General features: G+C 63.8%; 7 protein-coding genes. 3 read left to right on the forward strand and 4 right to left on the reverse strand.

Features of this window, described 5'->3' with window-relative positions; genetic code table 11:
* The first annotated feature begins 61 nt into the window (after positions 1-61).
* Positions 62-2,710 carry a TonB-dependent receptor gene (locus ASF04_RS00785; protein WP_229204875.1) on the forward strand — a complete coding sequence of 883 codons (2,649 nt, stop codon included), beginning with the start codon at positions 62-64 and terminating at the stop codon, positions 2,708-2,710.
* A gap of 7 nt (positions 2,711-2,717) precedes the next feature.
* Here ASF04_RS00785 and aroG read toward each other — a convergent pair whose 3' ends face one another.
* Positions 2,718-3,797: a 3-deoxy-7-phosphoheptulonate synthase AroG gene (gene aroG / locus ASF04_RS00790; RefSeq protein WP_056138354.1), complete on the reverse strand. Its 1,080-nt coding sequence runs from the start codon at positions 3,795-3,797 to the stop codon at positions 2,718-2,720.
* 534 nt (positions 3,798-4,331) lie between these two features.
* Between aroG and ASF04_RS00795 the strand changes: the two genes are divergently transcribed.
* Positions 4,332-6,956 (forward strand): TonB-dependent receptor, encoded by a 2,625-nt coding sequence (locus ASF04_RS00795; protein WP_056137484.1) that lies wholly within the window; start codon positions 4,332-4,334, stop codon positions 6,954-6,956.
* A gap of 34 nt (positions 6,957-6,990) precedes the next feature.
* Here ASF04_RS00795 and tldD read toward each other — a convergent pair whose 3' ends face one another.
* Genes tldD through ASF04_RS00810 form a run of 3 tightly spaced genes read right to left on the reverse strand, consistent with a single transcriptional unit; the run spans position 6,991 to position 13,528 of the window.
* On the reverse strand, positions 6,991-8,451 hold the full coding sequence (gene tldD / locus ASF04_RS00800; protein ID WP_056137485.1) for a metalloprotease TldD: 1,461 nt from the start codon (positions 8,449-8,451) through the stop codon (positions 6,991-6,993).
* Positions 8,452-8,489: 38 nt separating this feature from the next.
* Positions 8,490-9,290: a carbon-nitrogen hydrolase family protein gene (locus ASF04_RS00805; RefSeq protein WP_056137486.1), complete on the reverse strand. Its 801-nt coding sequence runs from the start codon at positions 9,288-9,290 to the stop codon at positions 8,490-8,492.
* Positions 9,291-9,310: 20 nt separating this feature from the next.
* The gene (locus ASF04_RS00810) at positions 9,311-13,528 is read right to left on the reverse strand and encodes a YhdP family protein (RefSeq protein ID WP_056137487.1); all 4,218 of its coding nucleotides are present in this window, start codon (positions 13,526-13,528) and stop codon (positions 9,311-9,313) included.
* A 176-nt stretch (positions 13,529-13,704) separates the two neighbouring features.
* Here ASF04_RS00810 and glnE point away from each other — a divergent pair, with 176 nt between their 5' ends.
* Positions 13,705-16,446 (forward strand): bifunctional [glutamate--ammonia ligase]-adenylyl-L-tyrosine phosphorylase/[glutamate--ammonia-ligase] adenylyltransferase, encoded by a 2,742-nt coding sequence (gene glnE, locus ASF04_RS00815; protein WP_056137488.1) that lies wholly within the window; start codon positions 13,705-13,707, stop codon positions 16,444-16,446.
* Positions 16,447-16,620: the final 174 nt, after the last annotated feature.

Below are 16,620 nucleotides of genomic sequence, written 5' to 3' on the forward strand. Positions count from 1 at the left end.
TCGAAGTCAACTAAAAACTGCAGCGTTCATTTGGGAGAGTGAAATCATGGTGGTGAAAGTCATGGCAAGAAGCATCCGCATCGGCAGTACTGGCGCCCTGCTGGGGTTGGCAGCAATCAACGCAGCGCAGGCGCAAACAACCGATGCGCCCATGCAGCGCGTGGAAGTGACCGGCTCGTCGATCAAGCGGCTGGTGTCGGAAACGGCCAATCCGCTCACCGTGTTCCGCGCCGACGACTTCGTCAAGCAAGGACTGACCACGGCCCAGGAAGTGCTCGATCGCATACCGTCGAACAGCTCGAGTTTCAGCGCCGGCAACGCCGTCGGCGGCAACAGCTCGGGCCTGCCCACCGGCGGCCAGGCCAGCGCCGACTTGCGCGGCCTCGGTGGCGACAAGACCCTGGTGCTGCTCAATGGCCGCCGCATCGCCAACCACCCGTACGATGGCGCCAGCGTGGACCTCAACATCATTCCCGTCACGGCCCTGGAGCGCGTGGAAGTGCTGCGCGACGGCGCCTCGGCCATCTACGGCACCGATGCCATCGGCGGCGTGATCAACTTCATCACCAAACGCAACGTCAAGACCACCACCTTCACTGCCGAAGCGATTGCCCCGCGCAAGCCGGGCGCCGACGAAAAGCGCTTCAATATCTCGAGCGGCTTCGGCGACCTGGAAGCAGACGGCTACAACGTGTTCGGCGTGTTCGATTATCACAAGACCGATATCCTCAACTCGCAAATGCGCGAGTTTTCCAAGACCGGCATCATTCCTTCGCGCGGCCTGAACCTCACTTCCGGCACCACGTTCCCCGGCAACTACTTCGATCCCGGTTCGGGCGCCACTGGCAATCCCGGCTTTGCCACCGGTTGCGATGCCCCGCTGTCGGTGCCGCGCGCCAGCAACGGCACCTGCCGCCAGGACTACACCCGGCAAATCGACAACCTGCCAGAACAGGAACAAAAAACCTTCTTCGGCAAGGCCACATTCAAGATCAATAACGACCACCAGGCCTCGGTCGAGTACCTGCACGCGGAAAACGACGTGCTGTCGCACACCGCGCCGCCACCGCAGGCCAATCTGATCCTGCCCAACACCAGCAAATACTACCCGGGTAACGCGGGCGGCACGCCGGCCATGCCGGGGCTGTCGGGCCAGCCGCTGTCGGTGAACTGGCGCCCCACCGAGGCGGGCCAGCGCGAGATCGTTTCCAAGGGCCAGGCCGACCGCCTCTCCATCTCGGTCGAAGGCTTGCTGGGCGGCTGGGATTACAAGACCGGCTTCACGCTGTCGGAAAGCCGTTCGGCGGAATATTTCACCGGCGGCTATGTACGCGACGAATCGTTCGCGGCAGGTGTGCGCAACGGTATCCTCAACCCGTTCGCGGCACAGGACGCCGCCGGCAAGGCGTATTTGGAAAGCACCGCGCTGCGCGGCCAGGTGCAAAAAGGAAAAACCCGCAACACCGGCATCGACGCCAAGGCCAGCCGCGAACTGTGGGATATGCGCGGCGGCAAGGCAGCAGTGGCCATCGGCGGCGAACTGCGCCGCGAGGAAGCGGATTTCTTCGTCAACCGCGACATCGCCGGCCAGGCTGCCAGCTCGGGCCTGTCCGGCTCGCAATCGACCGACGGCTCGCGCACCATCAAGGCCATCTTTGGCGAGCTGAACCTGCCGCTGCTGCAAGACCTGGAGGTGCAACTGGCCACGCGGTACGACAAGTACAGTGACGCCGGCAACACCACCAACCCGAAAATCGGCGTGCGCTTCCAGCCAACCAGGCAGTTGCTGCTGCGCGGTTCGGCCTCGACCGGCTTCCGCGCACCGACGCTGTTTGAAAAGAACGCCCCGCTCTCGCGCAACGATACCAATAACTCGTACAACGATCCGATCCTGTGCCCGGGCGGAAACATCTCCAACAGCCCGATCGCCAATCCGCTGCGCGACTGCGACCTGCAACAGTACAAGCTGCAAGGCGGCAACCCTGCGCTGAAGCCGGAAAAATCGAAAACCTTTGCCTTTGGCGTGGTGCTCGAACCGGTGTCGCAACTGACCTTGTCGGCCGATTACTTCAATATTCGCCTGAAGGACAAGATCAATGCCCTGCCCGAGGAAGTCATTTACGGCAACTTCGAAAAATACCGCGAGCGCTTCCTGCGCAACGCCGACGGCACGCCAAACGCAATCCTCGACTTGAAGGAAAACCTGGGCAAGGTCAACACCGACGGCGTCGATCTGAGTCTGACGCTGCGCTCTGGCGCCAGCACCTATGGCAACCTGACCCTGACCGTCGATGGCACCTGGGTCCACAAGTATGAATACCAGGACGAGGTCGGCGGCGCCTACACCCAGAACGTGGCCCGCTACGCCGCCAACAACCCGGTATTTCGCTGGAAGCACAACGCCGCGCTGAACTGGCGCCTGGCCAACTGGAGCGCCACCCTGGCACAGTCGTACAAGTCCGGCTACATCGATCAGAACCTCGACATCGAGGACGCGTTTTTAAACCGCGTGCCGTCGTACAGCCTGTGGAATCTGTCAGGCACGTACACCGGCTTCACCGGTCTGTCGCTGACGGCTGGCGTGAAGAACCTGCTGGACAAGGAACCGCCGTTCTCGAACCAGGGCACGCTGTTCCAGAAAGGCTACGATCCGCGCTACACGGATCCGGTCGGCCGCGCACTCTACGTACGCGGCAGCTACACTTTTTAAAACAGCTTTATTTGGAAGCAGCCTCCGCCGCCTGCGTTGCCAGGCGGCGCTGGCGTACAGCGGCGGCCAGGCCTTGCAGCACCTGCACGCTGCTGTCCCAGTCGATGCAGCCGTCGGTCACGGACTGGCCGTAGGTCAGCTCCTTGCCCGGTTCGAGGTCCTGGCGGCCGCCTACCAGGTGCGATTCCACCATCACGCCCACGATGCGGGTGTCGCCGACGGCCACCTGGCCGGCGATGTCGGCGCAGACCGGCACCTGGTTTTCCGGCTTTTTGGAACTGTTGGCGTGCGAGGCGTCGATCATCACGCGCGGCGCCAGGCCTTGCGCGCCGATCACCTTGCACGCTTCATCGACGCTGGCGGCGTCGTAGTTGGGCGCCTTGCCGCCACGCAGGATGATGTGGCAGTCCTCGTTGCCGGCAGTGGACACGATGGCCGAGTGGCCGCCCTTGGTCACTGACAGGAAATGGTGTGGCTGCGACGCGGCCTTGATCGCATCGACCGCGATCTTGACGTTGCCGTCAGTACCGTTCTTGAAACCGACCGGACAGGACAGGCCGGACGCCAGCTCGCGGTGCACCTGCGACTCGGTGGTGCGGGCGCCGATCGCGCCCCAGCTGATCAGGTCGGCGATGTATTGCGGGCTGATCACGTCGAGGTACTCGGTACCGGCCGGCAGGCCCAGTTCGTTGATATCGCGCAGCAGCTCGCGCGCCATGCGCAGGCCGTCATTGATGCGGAAGCTGCTGTCCATGAACGGATCGTTGATCAGGCCCTTCCAGCCCACGGTCGTGCGCGGCTTTTCGAAGTACACGCGCATGACGATTTCGAGGTCACCTTTGAGTTCGTTACGCAGCTGCACCAGGCGGTGCGCGTATTCCATCGCCGCTTTCGTGTCGTGGATCGAGCACGGGCCCACTACCACCATCAGGCGGTCGTCCTGGCCGTGCAGGATGCGGTGCAGCGCGATGCGCGCAGCCGCTGCCGTGTTGGCGGCCGTCTCCGTGCACGCATACTCGCGAATCAGGTGGGACGGTGGCGTCAATTCCTTCATTTCGCGGATACGTAAATCATCGGTGCGGGGCATGCTGTTCTCCATTGTTTCAAAAAAGTCGAGGTGAAAAAAAACCGCCTGTGGAGGCGGTTTTTTCAGGATTTGCTGGAACTCGTTTTACTGCTACGTGCACCGGCCGCTACTCCACCGCCTCTGGGTTGGAATTGCTAAAGTAAAAGTAGCCGGTAAAGAAGAAGCAGGTCATGGCAACGAATTCGGGGTGTGATGGGTAGATAGTGGATTGACTATACGCCGATCAATACGCAGTTGGCAAGCCCTTCCCTACAAAAATTTACACCCGCCCATTTCTCTTTACATCACGCGCTATGTGTCCAGATGTAAGACGACGACATGCGGCCTGCGGGGCGACACCTCCCATTTAACGCAGAAAACCATCTTTACAGTTGTGATGGTTCGTGACTGTTGGTAATCCGCATACTTATTCAAACCGCATTGTTTCCACCTGCGCCCGGATGATCTGATGGACTGTCTGCACGACAAACCCACCCATACCAATGCACAGCAGGAGTGATAACAATGACGATCAATAAAACATCGGAAAGAGCGATGTCCCGGGCCCTGCGCCTGGTGTTTGCCGGTACCCTGGCAACCGGCATGCATGGCGCCATGGCGCAAACCGGCACCGACGACGCTGCGATCCAGCGCGTGGAAGTGACCGGTTCGAGCATCAAGCGCCTGGCCAGCGAAACGGCGCTGCCGATCACGTCGATCAAGGCCAGCGACTTCGTCAAGCAGGGCCTGACGACAGCAGCCGAGGTGCTCAACACCATCTCGATGAACCAGAGTTCAACGACCAGCAGCCAGTCGGTCGGTTCCGGCACCGGCGGCATTGCCACCGCCGACTTGCGCGGCCTGGGCAGCAACAAGACGCTGGTGCTGCTCAACGGCCGCCGCATCGCCAACCATCCGTTCAACGGTTCCAGCGTGGACCTGAACATCATTCCGCTGTCCGCGCTCGAACGCGTGGAAGTGCTGCGCGACGGCGCCTCGGCCATCTACGGCACCGACGCCATCGGCGGCGTGATCAACTTCATCACCAAGCGCGAAGTACAAGGCGCCACCGTCAGCGTGGAGCGCTACCAGCCGCAAGCGAGCGGCTCGGGAGGCGAATCGCGCCTGAACCTGTCGGGCGGCTTCGGCGACCTCGACAAGGATGGCTACAACTTCTTCGGCGTGGTGGACTTGCACAAGCAGACCGCGCTGTCGGCCGTGGAACGCGATTTTTCCAGCACCAGCGTGCGCCCCGACCGTGGCATCAACAACAGCAGCGGCACCTCGCAGCCGGGCAATTTCTTCTCCGATAACGGCATCACCGGCAACCCTTATTACGCCAGCGGCTGCGTGGGCAAGGGGCTGATCGCTGCTGCCAACGGCACCTGCCGCACCGATACCACCGCCTACATCCAGTCGATACCGAAGACCCAGCAGGAGTCGTTCCTCGGCAAGGCCACGTTTAAACTGGGCGGCGAAAACCTGGGCACGGTCGAATACCTGCACAGCCGCAGCACCAACAGCAGCAGCATCGCACCGTCGCCGCTGACCGGCATCACCATGACGTCCAGCAGCCCCTACTATCCGGGCGGCAGCGCCGGCGTACCGGCCGTGGCCGGCCTCACGGGTGAAGACCTGACCGTCAACTGGCGCACCGTGGCCGCCGGCAACCGCGTCGGTTACGACACCAGCATCTCCGACCGCCTGGTGCTCGGTTCCGAAGGCCTGGTGGCCGGCTGGGACTACAACGTGGGCCTGACCTATGCCACCAGCAAGGCCACCAGCGCGTTTGTCGAGGGGTACACCAACGACACGCTGATGAAAGCCGGCGTACTCAATGGCATCCTGAATCCGTTCGGCGAGCAATCGACCGACGGCGCCGCGTATCTCGATTCCGCCCAGCTGCGCGGCGAGTACCTGTCGGCGCGCATGACCAGCATCGGCGTCGATGCCAAGGTGAGCCGCGAAATCTTCACGCTGCCGGCCGGCTCGGTCGGCGTTGCGGTGGGCACCGAATTCCGCCACGACAAGGCCACCTACGACGTCAATACCGAGCTGGCGTCGCAGGCATCGAGCTCCGGCTATGCGGACGCCCAGGACCAGTCGGGCCAGCGCAATATCGCCGCGCTGTACTCGGAGCTGAGCGCGCCGCTGGCCAGGAACGTGGAACTGTCGCTGGCGGCCCGCTACGACCACTACAACGATGTCGGTGGCAGCTTCAATCCGAAGATCGGCCTGCGCTGGCAGCCAAGCAAGCAGATCATGCTGCGCACCTCGTACAACACCGGCTTCCGCGCGCCAACGCTGTACGACCTGCACGGTCCGGCTACATCCACCTTTACCGGCAATTCGTATGACGATCCGGTACTGTGCCCGGGGGGCACGGTGGTGGCCGGCGCCAACCCCAACGTGGCCTGCAACCAGCAGCAGTACATCCGCAGCGGCGGCAACCTCAACCTCAAACCCGAGAAATCGAAGACCTTTGCGCTGGGCGCCGTCTTCGAGCCGAGCAACGCGGTCAGCGTGTCGCTCGACTACTTCAACATCAAGATCCGCAACAAGATCGGCACGGTGTCGGAGACCACGATCTTCAACGATTACGACAAGTACGCCAGCTACTTCGTGTACTCGGCCGATGGTAAGACGCTGCAATACGTGAATGCCGTGCTCGACAACCTCGGCGAAGTCCACACGTCCGGCATCGACGCCACCTTGCGCTGGAAACTGCCGCGCAGCGCGGCCGGCGACTTCGCCTTTGTGTTCGACGGCACCTGGGTCAACAGCTACAAGTACCAGAACGAGGCCGGCGGCGCCTTTGTGGAAAACGTGGGCGTGTACGGCGACGACAACCCGGTGTTCCGCTGGAAGCACAACGCCACCATCAACTGGAAAAAAGGTGCGTGGAGCGCCAGCCTGTCGAACAAGTTCCTGAGTGGCTACGTGGACCAGAACGACGTCGATGACGAATACAAGCACAAGGTGCGCGCGTATTCGACGTTTTCGCTGTCGGGCAGCTACGCCGGCTTCAAGAACACCGACCTGACGGTGGGCGTGAAAAACCTGTTTGACACCAATCCACCGTACACCAACCAGGGCACGACGTTCCAGAGCGGTTACGATCCCCGCTACACGGACCCGCTGGGCCGCACGTTTTATGTGAAGGCGACGTACAAGTTCTAAAACCAAAAACCCGGCAGCGCCGGGTTTTTCATTTTTACGCCGTGCCGCCGACGGTGACGCCGTCGATCCGCAAGGTTGGCTGCCCCACGCCCACCGGCACGCTCTGCCCTTCCTTGCCGCACACGCCCACGCCGGGATCGAGCCGCATGTCGTTGCCGATCATCGACACCCGATTGAGCACATCGGGACCGTTGCCGATTAGCGTGGCGCCCTTGACCGGGTAAGTCACCTTGCCGTTTTCGATCATGTAGGCCTCGCTGGCCGAGAACACGAACTTGCCATTGGTGATATCGACCTGGCCGCCGCCGAAATTGACCGCATATAAACCGTTTTTTACCGATGCCAGGATTTCGCCCGGGTCCTTGTCGCCGCCGAGCATATAGGTGTTGGTCATGCGCGGCATGGGCAGGTGGGCAAACGATTCGCGGCGGGCGTTGCCTGTCACCGGCATCTTCATCAGGCGCGCGTTCATGGTGTCCTGGATGTAGCCGGTCAGGATGCCGTCCTCGATCAGCGTGGTGCACTGGGTGGGATTGCCCTCGTCGTCGATGTTGAGCGAGCCGCGGCGATCGGGCAAGGTGCCGTCGTCCACCACGGTGACGCCCTTGGCCGCCACGCGCTCGCCGATCATGCCCGAGAACGTCGAAGAACCCTTGCGATTGAAGTCGCCCTCGAGGCCGTGGCCGATCGCTTCGTGCAGCAGGATGCCGGGCCAGCCCGGTCCCAGCACCACGGTCATGGGACCGGCCGGCGCCGGGCGCGCATCGAGGTTGACCACGGCCGCATCGACCGCTTCGGCCGCATACGATGCCAGCAGTGCATCGCTGAAGTAGCCATAGCTGTAGCGCCCACCGCCGCCCGACGAACCGGTTTCGCGGCGGCCGTTCTGCTCGACGATCACGGTCAGCGACAGCCGCACCAGCGGCCGGATGTCGGCTGCCAGCACGCCGTCGCTGCGCGCGACCAGCACCACGTCGTATTCGCCGGCCAGGCCCGCCATCACCTGCACCACGCGCGGATCGCGCGCGCGCGCCATCTTTTCGACGCGTTCGAGCAGCGCCACCTTGGCCGTCGCATCGAGCGAAGCGAGCGGATCGTGCGGCAGGTACAGTGCCCGTCCGCCCACCGGCGTGATGGCGCCGGCCACCTTGATCTTGCCGTTGCCCGCACGGGCAATCGTACGGGTGGCAGCCGCCGCCTCGCGCAGCGCGATTTCCGAAATATCGTCCGAGTACGAGAACGCCGTCTTGTCGCCTGAAACAGCGCGCACACCGACGCCCTGGTCGATGGCGAAGCTGCCGGTCTTGACGATGCCCTCCTCCAGGCTCCAGCCCTCGCTCTTGGTGAACTGGAAATACAGGTCGGCATAATCGACCTTGTGGGTAAACATCGACCCCAAGGTTTTCAGCAGCTTGTCCTCGTCCAGGCCGAACGGCGTAAGCAGGATGTCGCGGGCGACCGCGAGGGTGGAGAGGTTGGCTTCGAATGGCTTCATGATGGTTCTCGTACTCAAAAGGTATTACATGCTCAGTGCTACATCGTTCGGTGCTTCAGCGCCGGCAAGCTCTGGCGCACGCCTTCCATGAAGGCAGGGTCGATCTCGCCGGTCACCACGCCCTCGCCTTCGGCCAGCACCGATTTCACGGTACCCCACGGGTCGATCAGCATGCTGTGGCCCCAGGTACGGCGGCCGTTCGGGTGCATGCCGCCTTGCGCGGCGGCCAGCACATAGCACTGGTTTTCGATCGCACGCGCGCGCAGCAGGATTTCCCAGTGGGCCTGGCCGGTGGTATAGGTAAATGCGGCCGGCAGCACGATCAGAGAGACTGGGCCCATGGCGCGGAACAGCTCGGGGAAGCGCAGGTCGTAGCACACCGACATGCCTACCTTGCCAAACGGCGCCTCGAGCACGCCGAGGTCTTTACCGGGCACAATGGTCTTCGATTCGTTGTACGACTCGGTACCCTGGCTGAAGCCGAACAGGTGGATCTTGTCGTAGCGCCCGGCCGATTCGCCCTGCGGGTTGTACACCAGCGTGGTGTTGACCACCTTGAGCGGATCACTTGAGGCCAGCGGCAGGGTGCCGCCGATCAGCCAGATGCCAAGCTCCTTCGCCAGGCCGGCCATGAAGTCCTGGATCGGGCCCTGGCCCAGCGGCTCGGCCACGGCCACCTTGTCGGCATCGTTGATGCCCATGATGGCCCAGTACTCGGGCAGCAGCACCAGTTGCGCGCCGCCGGCGGCGGCCTGGCGTACCAGGCGGTCGGCGGTGGCGATATTGTCCGGTACGGACGGCGAGGAAATCATCTGGATGGCGGCGACGGTATGGCGCATGGCAAGTCTCCCTGTTTTGTCTATTGTGTGCTCCTGGCAGCCGGCGGATCAGCCTTGGCGGCGTCGAGCTTGGTGACAACCGGCGCCTTCCACGGCCCGGTCACCTGCATATGATAGGTCAATGCCTTCATCACGGGGGCACTGAGGAATAATTGCGCCAGAAAACTGCCCAAACCGATGACGGGATTGACGGCCAGCGCATACACCAGCGGCGCCGTGCCGAGGTTCACTTGCGGGATCACCACCACGCGCAGATTGGTCAGTTCGTTGGCAATGTCGGCGCTACCGTCCATCAGCACGGTGGCGGCCATGCCGTGCATTTTCAGGTTCTCGGTGCGCACGATGCCGCGCTCGATGGCGGCGTTGGCGGTCAGGCCGTCGAACGCCAGCCCTTCGGAAAAGACGTCGTGGAAATCGAGCTTGAGCAGGCGCGGCAACGCTTGCAGGCTGAGCACTCCCAGCAGCTTGGCGGCGCCCGGGTCCTGCTTGATGAACTGGCCCTTTTCGACATTCATGACGATCTGGCCCGACAGGCTCGGCAAGTCCATCGCGTACGGCAAGCCGTTCCAGGCGATATCGCCCTTGAGCGAGCCCTTGCCATTGCGCACCGTGCCGACAAAGCCGAAGCGGTCGAGCAGCTTGCCAGCGTCGATGATGTCGAGGTTGAAATTGAGGTCGGTGGTGTGGGCATTGCCGCGCGTGGTCCATTTGCCGGTGCCGGTCAGTTCGCCGTCGGCATTGGCCAGCGAGAGCTTGCTGATGCGCCACACGCGCGAATCGGGCAGTTGCACATTGCTCGCTTGCAGGTCGAGCTCGCCCAGCGGCTTGTTGAACAATTCAAAACGGTCGATCTTGATGTCCAGCGCCGGAATGGTGGCGGCAGCACTACTCTTGCCATCCAACAGGTCGGCCACGTCGTTCGAGGCCGAGGCGGGAATCACCAGCGACGACAGGCGCGCCGTCACCTTGCCCAGGCCGTGGCCGGTGGACGGCTCGCTCCAGGTCAGGTGGCCGTTGGCCTGGGTGGAATCGATATTGGCTTGCCAGATGCTTTTATGGCGCGTGACGCCGACCACCACGTTTTCCAGCTTGCGCGCGCCGATCAGCAGTTCGCCGGTGCGCGCGGCAATCGCGTCCGGCACCACGTACTGGCTGAAATCGGCGCTGTCGGCGTCGCCAGTGAAGGCGGCGGCGGTGCTGTTGTTTGGTCCCTCGCCGGCAACCGCCTTGCCGAAGTCGAGCCAGGCGTCGGCATTGAACACGGGCAGGTTGATGTTGAGTGTGAGCCCGCTCTCCGGCTCGGGCGCCGGGGTGTTGATGCCGATGCCGCCGCGCACCAGTTGCCAAGGCGTTTTGCCGCTGGCCGTGACGGTCTTCTGGCGCTGGTAATGGGCGGCAATGCCGGAACCGAGCGCGATGCGGATATCGTCATGTAGCGCGCCGCCCGCATCGGGTGTCAGCCCGCTGTTGAGCACAAAGCGCAGCGGCATGGTGTCGAGCGCCGACTTGGCGACCGGCGCGGGCAAGTCCAGCGCCAGCCCGGACAGGTTGGAATCGACCGCGACCACCAATTGATGGTCGCGCACCGTGACCGTGCCGGTGTACCGGGCGGTGCCCGAAAAATGGCTGGCCAGGCGTTGCATCACCGGCGCTTGATAGGTCTTGCGGAAGCCGTCGGCAGTGAGCATGCCGCCAAGCTTGATGACGATGGCGTTGTCGCGCTGGGTGCCGCCGGTAATCGAGACGGGGCCGTCGAGGAAGATGCCGGACAGCTGGTTGAGGTTGACACCGCGCTCGTTGAACTCGATCTTGCCTTGCGCCGCCTGCACCACCGGCAAGTCCTGCAACAGCACGATGTCGTTGTTATTGAGTTGCAGCGTACCGTCCACCTTGGCATCGAGCAGGTGCGCCAGCGGCAGGCGCAGCTTGAGCGCCAGCGTGGCGTTGCCGGTCGCTTCGGTGTCTTCGGTGAAATGCGAAATCCATTCCAGCACCGGGCTATGCTCGACGTACTTGAGGAATTCCTGCATCGGCCCGGCGGCATTGCCGTCGATTTCCAGCATCGAATCGTGGATCGTCAAATCGGGGATCACCGCCTTGACATTGGTGAGCGCCACGCCGGCCGTGGTGGCCGTATCGCCGCGTATCTCCATGCGGCCGCGCTCGAACACGAAGCTGCCCCTGATGTGCTCGGCCTGCGGCCACTCGGGCAGCGGCTGGCCGTCCTTGCCCAATTCTTTTCCACCGCGCAGGTAATGCCCGGGGGCGTAATTCAGTTTGCCCTCGGTGAGCTTGCCGGCCACCTTGAATTCGCCGTGCGGCGCGTGCTCGCCCTGGAACGGAAAATGCGCGAGGTCGCCGCGCACCCGCACGCTGACATCGCTGGCGGTGCCGCCCTCGAGCGCGCCGGTCAGCCACGCGTACAGCTCGTGCGGAGTCTGCAGCGGCAGGTAGCGGTTGATGCGGTTGACCTGGAAACCGTCAAGCGTGCCGGTCAGATCGACCTGGCCGGCGCCCTTGCCCGACAGCGGCATGGTGTGACTGCCGCGCAAGGTACCGGACAAGCCCTCCTGCAGGAAATCCATGCTGTCTATCTTGAGCAGCAACTGGTCCTTGTCCTCGAACGACCAGCTGGCCTTGAGGTTGAGGCGGTCGAACGGCATGGCCGGGTCGGTGAAATAACCGGGCAGTTGCAGCACCAGCTGTTGCGACGCCAGGCTGAAACTGCCGCCGCGGTCGGTGGCGTCGATGGCGCCGGTGAGATTGTCGAAGCCGGGAATTGCCGGCACCGCTGCCGTGGCCGGGTTTTTGCCGCTCTTCGGCTGGGCCAGGCGCGCTGGCTGCGGTTTCAGGCCCAGGCCCACCAGGTCGCCCTTGACCCGGTACGATTGCAGCGCCGGGAACTTGCCCTGCCACTCGGCGGAAAAATCGCGCAGCAGGCCGCTGGGCGCCGTATCGGCCAGCAAGGTGCGCTGCTGCGGCGTGAGCGGCAGGCGCGAAGCAATGCCGGCCAGCGTGCGCAGGTCCAGCTGTGGCGCGCGTATCTCGTATTTTTCCGGCCGTGGGCCGGCAGCGGCGGTGAATTTTTCCGACAGCGAGGTCGGCGCCATCACCAGGCCATCGCTGGTGGTCAAGGTCAGGTTGGTGATCTCGAGGCTGTGGCCACGGGCGCCGAATTTGGCGGCACCGGTCTGGCGGACGCCGCCGGAGATCAGCGGCGGCAACTCCTCGCGCGCGGCAATGCGCCCGGTCAGCTGTTGCAGATCGAGCAGCGGCAAATCCTTGGCCAGCACGGCCGACACGTCGCGCAGGCCGATGTCGGCCGTAAAGGCGGTCAGGCGCTGCTGGTCAAAGCTGAGCCAGGTGCGCAGCGAACCGCCGCCCGAGTGCAGTTCAAACGGAAAATCGAGCCAGGCTTTCCAGGCTGCCACGTCGGTGTCACGCAGGTCGGCATACAGCTCACCGGTCCACATCGAGGTATTCGAGACGCGAGCGCCGAACGCCGGGTGGGCAAAATCGGCGCGCACGTCGAGCGGCCCGGCCAGCGCAGCCGGCGGCGTGGCCTTGAGCGCGAGTTGATGGTGCAGCCACTCGTTGCGCAGGCGGACGGTGACGCCCGTGAGCGCCAGCGTGGGGGCGCCGCGCTGGGCATCGGTCCAGCGCACGCGGCCGTCGCGGATCACGATTTCGCGCTGCGCCAGCACCCATTCCAGGCCGCGGCCATCGGACGGCTTGCCAGGGTCGAGGTACAGGCCGGCCACGTAGAGCTTGCCGTCGGCCGCGCGGCGGATGTCAAGATCGGGTTGCTTGAGCGACAAGGCGTGGAAGCGCGGTTCGGCGGTCACCACGGTCATCCACGACATGGTGGCTGCCACTTCGGGCAGACGCAACGCGGCCCGGCCCTGGCGGTCGTGCAACACCACGTCGCCCAGCGTCAACCTGGGGCGGAAGCCGGTCCAGGAAGCGTCGATGCGGGCGATGGTGACGGGGTTGCCGGTGGCGCGGGTGGCCAGGCGTTCGATGTCGTCACGGTAATGTTCGATATTGGGCAGCACCGCGTAGCGCAGCACCAGGAACAGGATGGCAAACGCGAAATAGCCGAGCAGCGCCAGCTTGACGGTGAAACCGAGAACGTGATGGGTCGCCACGTTGCAGACCCGATAGGCGGCGCGCAGCCGGTGCCAGCGCACGGCCAACGGCCCTTCGGCTGTCGCGGTCTCCTCTTCTGTTTTCTGCATCTAATAATTAAAAATTCGGCCGCTGGCCATACAATTAATGCTACGTTCGGTTCAAGCTGGTTGCCTGTGCGACGATTCTACCGCATCGAGACGACTGCACAGCGGCGGCCGGCCACGCAAACCAATGTTTTTACACGCATTTTCCGATTAATTTACAACCAAGTCGCTGCCAGCCCATGATCGCCCCTACCGTTTCCCGTTTTTACCAGCGCTGGCTGGCCGCCGCGCCCGACCGCGCCGCCAAGTCCGATGTCCTCTGCCAACTCAACCTCGCCGACATCGACCTCGACGCCTTGCTGGCACAGGAAGCCATTGCCGGCCCCGACGGCGCGCCGCCGCTGCCACTGGTGCGTTCGATGCGGCGCCTGCGTAACCTGCTGGTGTGCGGCCTGATCCGCCGCGACCTCGAAGGCCGCGCCGACCTCGGTGAAGTGGTGGAAACGATGACACGCTTTGCCGACTTCGCCATCGCCCGCCACGTGGCCGAAATCGATGCCGAACTGCGCGCGGCCCACGGCGTACCGACGGGACGCGACTCGGGCGTGGCGCAGGAACTGATGGTGCTGGCCATGGGCAAGCAAGGCGGACGCGAACTCAATGTCTCGTCCGATATCGACCTGATCTTCGTCTATCCGGAGGATGGCGACACGGCCGCCGCCCCCGGCCAGCGCGGCCTGTCCAACCACGAATATTTTATTCGCCTCGGCAAAAAATTGATTGCCGCCTTGGCGGAGATCACGGAAGATGGCTACACATTCCGCGTCGATATGGCATTGCGCCCCAATGGCGGCTCCGGCCCGCTGGCGGCCAGCCTGTCGATGGTGGAGAACTATTTGATCGTCCAGGGCCGCGAATGGGAACGCTATGCCTGGGTAAAAGCGCGCGCCGTCACCGGCCGCGCCGAGGATATCGATGCGCTGGACGCCATCGTCCGTCCGTTCGTGTTCCGTCGCTACCTCGACTTCGGCGTGATCGACGCCATCCGCACCATGCACGCCCAGATTCGCGCCGAAGTGAACCGCCAGGAACGCCTGCACCCCGACCGCAGCAACAACGTCAAGCTGGGCCGGGGCGGCATCCGCGAAATCGAATTCCTCACGCAAGTGTTCCAGCTGATCCGGGGCGGCCGCGACGCCGCCCTGCGCGACCGCTCCACCCGCACCACCTTGCGCATCGTCGCCGAAAAAGGCCTGTTGTCTCACACCATCGTCTATCAACTGCTCGCTTCCTACACTTTCCTGCGCAACCTGGAACACCGCCTGCAATACCTGGACGACGCCCAGACCCACACCCTGCCCGCCAACGACGCGGACCGCCTGCTGGTGGCGGAAATGATGGGCGTGGCCGATGTGCCCACCCTGCTGACGCAGCTGGAAGCGCACCGCCAGTTCGTGGCTGGCCAGTTCGACGAAATGTTCTCCGATAAAACCAGCGAGAACGAGCACCAGATAGAACTGCAATCGAGCAACGAATGCGCCGATCCCGACAACGTCGAGGCGATGGTGGCGCAGTTCAGCGCGCTCGGCTTCACCGATGCGGCCGGCGCCGCCAAGCGCCTGGTCGCCACGTGGCAGGCGCCGCGCCTGCAGTCGCTGCCCGAGGCCAGCCGCAACCGCCTGCAGGCGCTGATCAACACCGCGCTGCCGCTGATCGTCGAATGCGCGCGCGAAACGGGCGGCGACCAGCATGCCACGCTGGGCCGGCTGCTCGATTTCCTCGAAGCCGTGGCGCGCCGCTCGGCCTACCTGTCGTTGCTGACCGAGTACCCGCACACACTGGCGCGCGTGATCCGCATGGTGCATGCCAGCGGCTGGGCCGCGAAGTTCCTGAGCCAGCACCCGATCCTGCTCGACGAACTGCTCGACGACCGCGTGCGCAACGCCGTGTTCGATCCCGTCAGCCTGGCGGCCGACCTGCGCCTGCAACTCGACGCCGCCGCCGGCGACACCGAGCGGCAGATGGACATCCTGCGCGAGATCCACCACGCCCAGCTGTTCCACCTGCTGGCCCAGGACCTGGCCGGTGATCTCACCGTCGAGCGGCTGGCCGACCACCTGTCGGCGCTGGCCGACACCATCGTCGCGGCAGCGATCCAGGCCATCTGGCAAACGGTGGCCACGCGCCACCGCGAGGTGCCGCAGTTCGCGGTAATCGCCTACGGCAAGCTGGGCGGCAAGGAACTCGGCTACGTGTCCGACCTCGACGTGATTTTCCTGTACGACGACCTCGATCAGGACGCGCCGGCCCAGTACGCCAAGCTGGCGCAGCGCTTCATCACCTGGATGACGTCATACACGTCGGCCGGCATCCTGTTCGACATCGACACCGCGCTGCGCCCGGACGGCGCCTCGGGCATGCTGGTCTCGAGCGTGGGAGCGTTTGAAAAATACCAGACCAGCTCGGCCTGGATCTGGGAACACCAGGCGCTCACGCGCGCGCGCTTCTGCGCCGGCGACACCGCCATCGGCCAGCGCTTCGACCAGATCCGCGATGCCGTGCTGCGCAAGGAGCGCCCGGCCGACAGCCCGCTGCGCACCGAAGTGATCGCCATGCGCAAGCGCATGGCCGACGCCAAGCCCAACACCACCGCCCAGTTCGACCTCAAGCAGGATGCGGGCGGCATGATCGACATCGAGTTCATGGTGCAGTACCTGGTGCTGCAGCACGCGGCGCAGTACCCGGAGCTGACCGTCAACATGGGCAATATCGGCCTGCTGAAAATGATGGCCGGGCTGGGCCTGATCGACGTGGACCTGGCGGCCGAAGTGGGCAACGCCTACCGCAAGCTGCGCAAATTGCAGCACCAGCTGCGCCTGCAAGGCCAGGACCTGGCGCGGGTGGACCCGGCGCTGGTGGCCGGCGAGGTCAGGCATGTACTGACGTTGTGGGACAGTATTTTCGGGCATCGCGACGGCTGAGCTTTGCCACCTTCATTGAGCCGGGATGCCTCCCGGCTTTTTTTTCGTCTAGCGCTGCCGCAAAGTTAGTTGCCTGAAAGTAGCACAATTATTAGTGTTGTTTTTCAGGGAATGTTTTATCAAATCGTTTACACAGTTACCTCGTGGTGCCAAAGTAAGGATCGAAATACACTC

This window comes from Duganella sp. Leaf61 (assembly GCF_001421905.1).
Classification (GTDB): Bacteria; Pseudomonadota; Gammaproteobacteria; order Burkholderiales; family Burkholderiaceae_D; genus Rugamonas; species Rugamonas zoogloeoides.

Coding starts and splice junctions, on each gene's coding strand:
- ASF04_RS00785 (WP_229204875.1), top strand. CDS start 62: ATGGCAAGAAGCATCCGCATCGGCAGTACTGGCGCCCTGCTGGGGTTG.
- aroG (WP_056138354.1), bottom strand. CDS start 3,797: ATGCCCCGCACCGATGATTTACGTATCCGCGAAATGAAGGAATTGACG.
- ASF04_RS00795 (WP_056137484.1), top strand. CDS start 4,332: ATGTCCCGGGCCCTGCGCCTGGTGTTTGCCGGTACCCTGGCAACCGGC.
- tldD (WP_056137485.1), bottom strand. CDS start 8,451: ATGAAGCCATTCGAAGCCAACCTCTCCACCCTCGCGGTCGCCCGCGAC.
- ASF04_RS00805 (WP_056137486.1), bottom strand. CDS start 9,290: ATGCGCCATACCGTCGCCGCCATCCAGATGATTTCCTCGCCGTCCGTA.
- ASF04_RS00810 (WP_056137487.1), bottom strand. CDS start 13,528: ATGCAGAAAACAGAAGAGGAGACCGCGACAGCCGAAGGGCCGTTGGCC.
- glnE (WP_056137488.1), top strand. CDS start 13,705: ATGATCGCCCCTACCGTTTCCCGTTTTTACCAGCGCTGGCTGGCCGCC.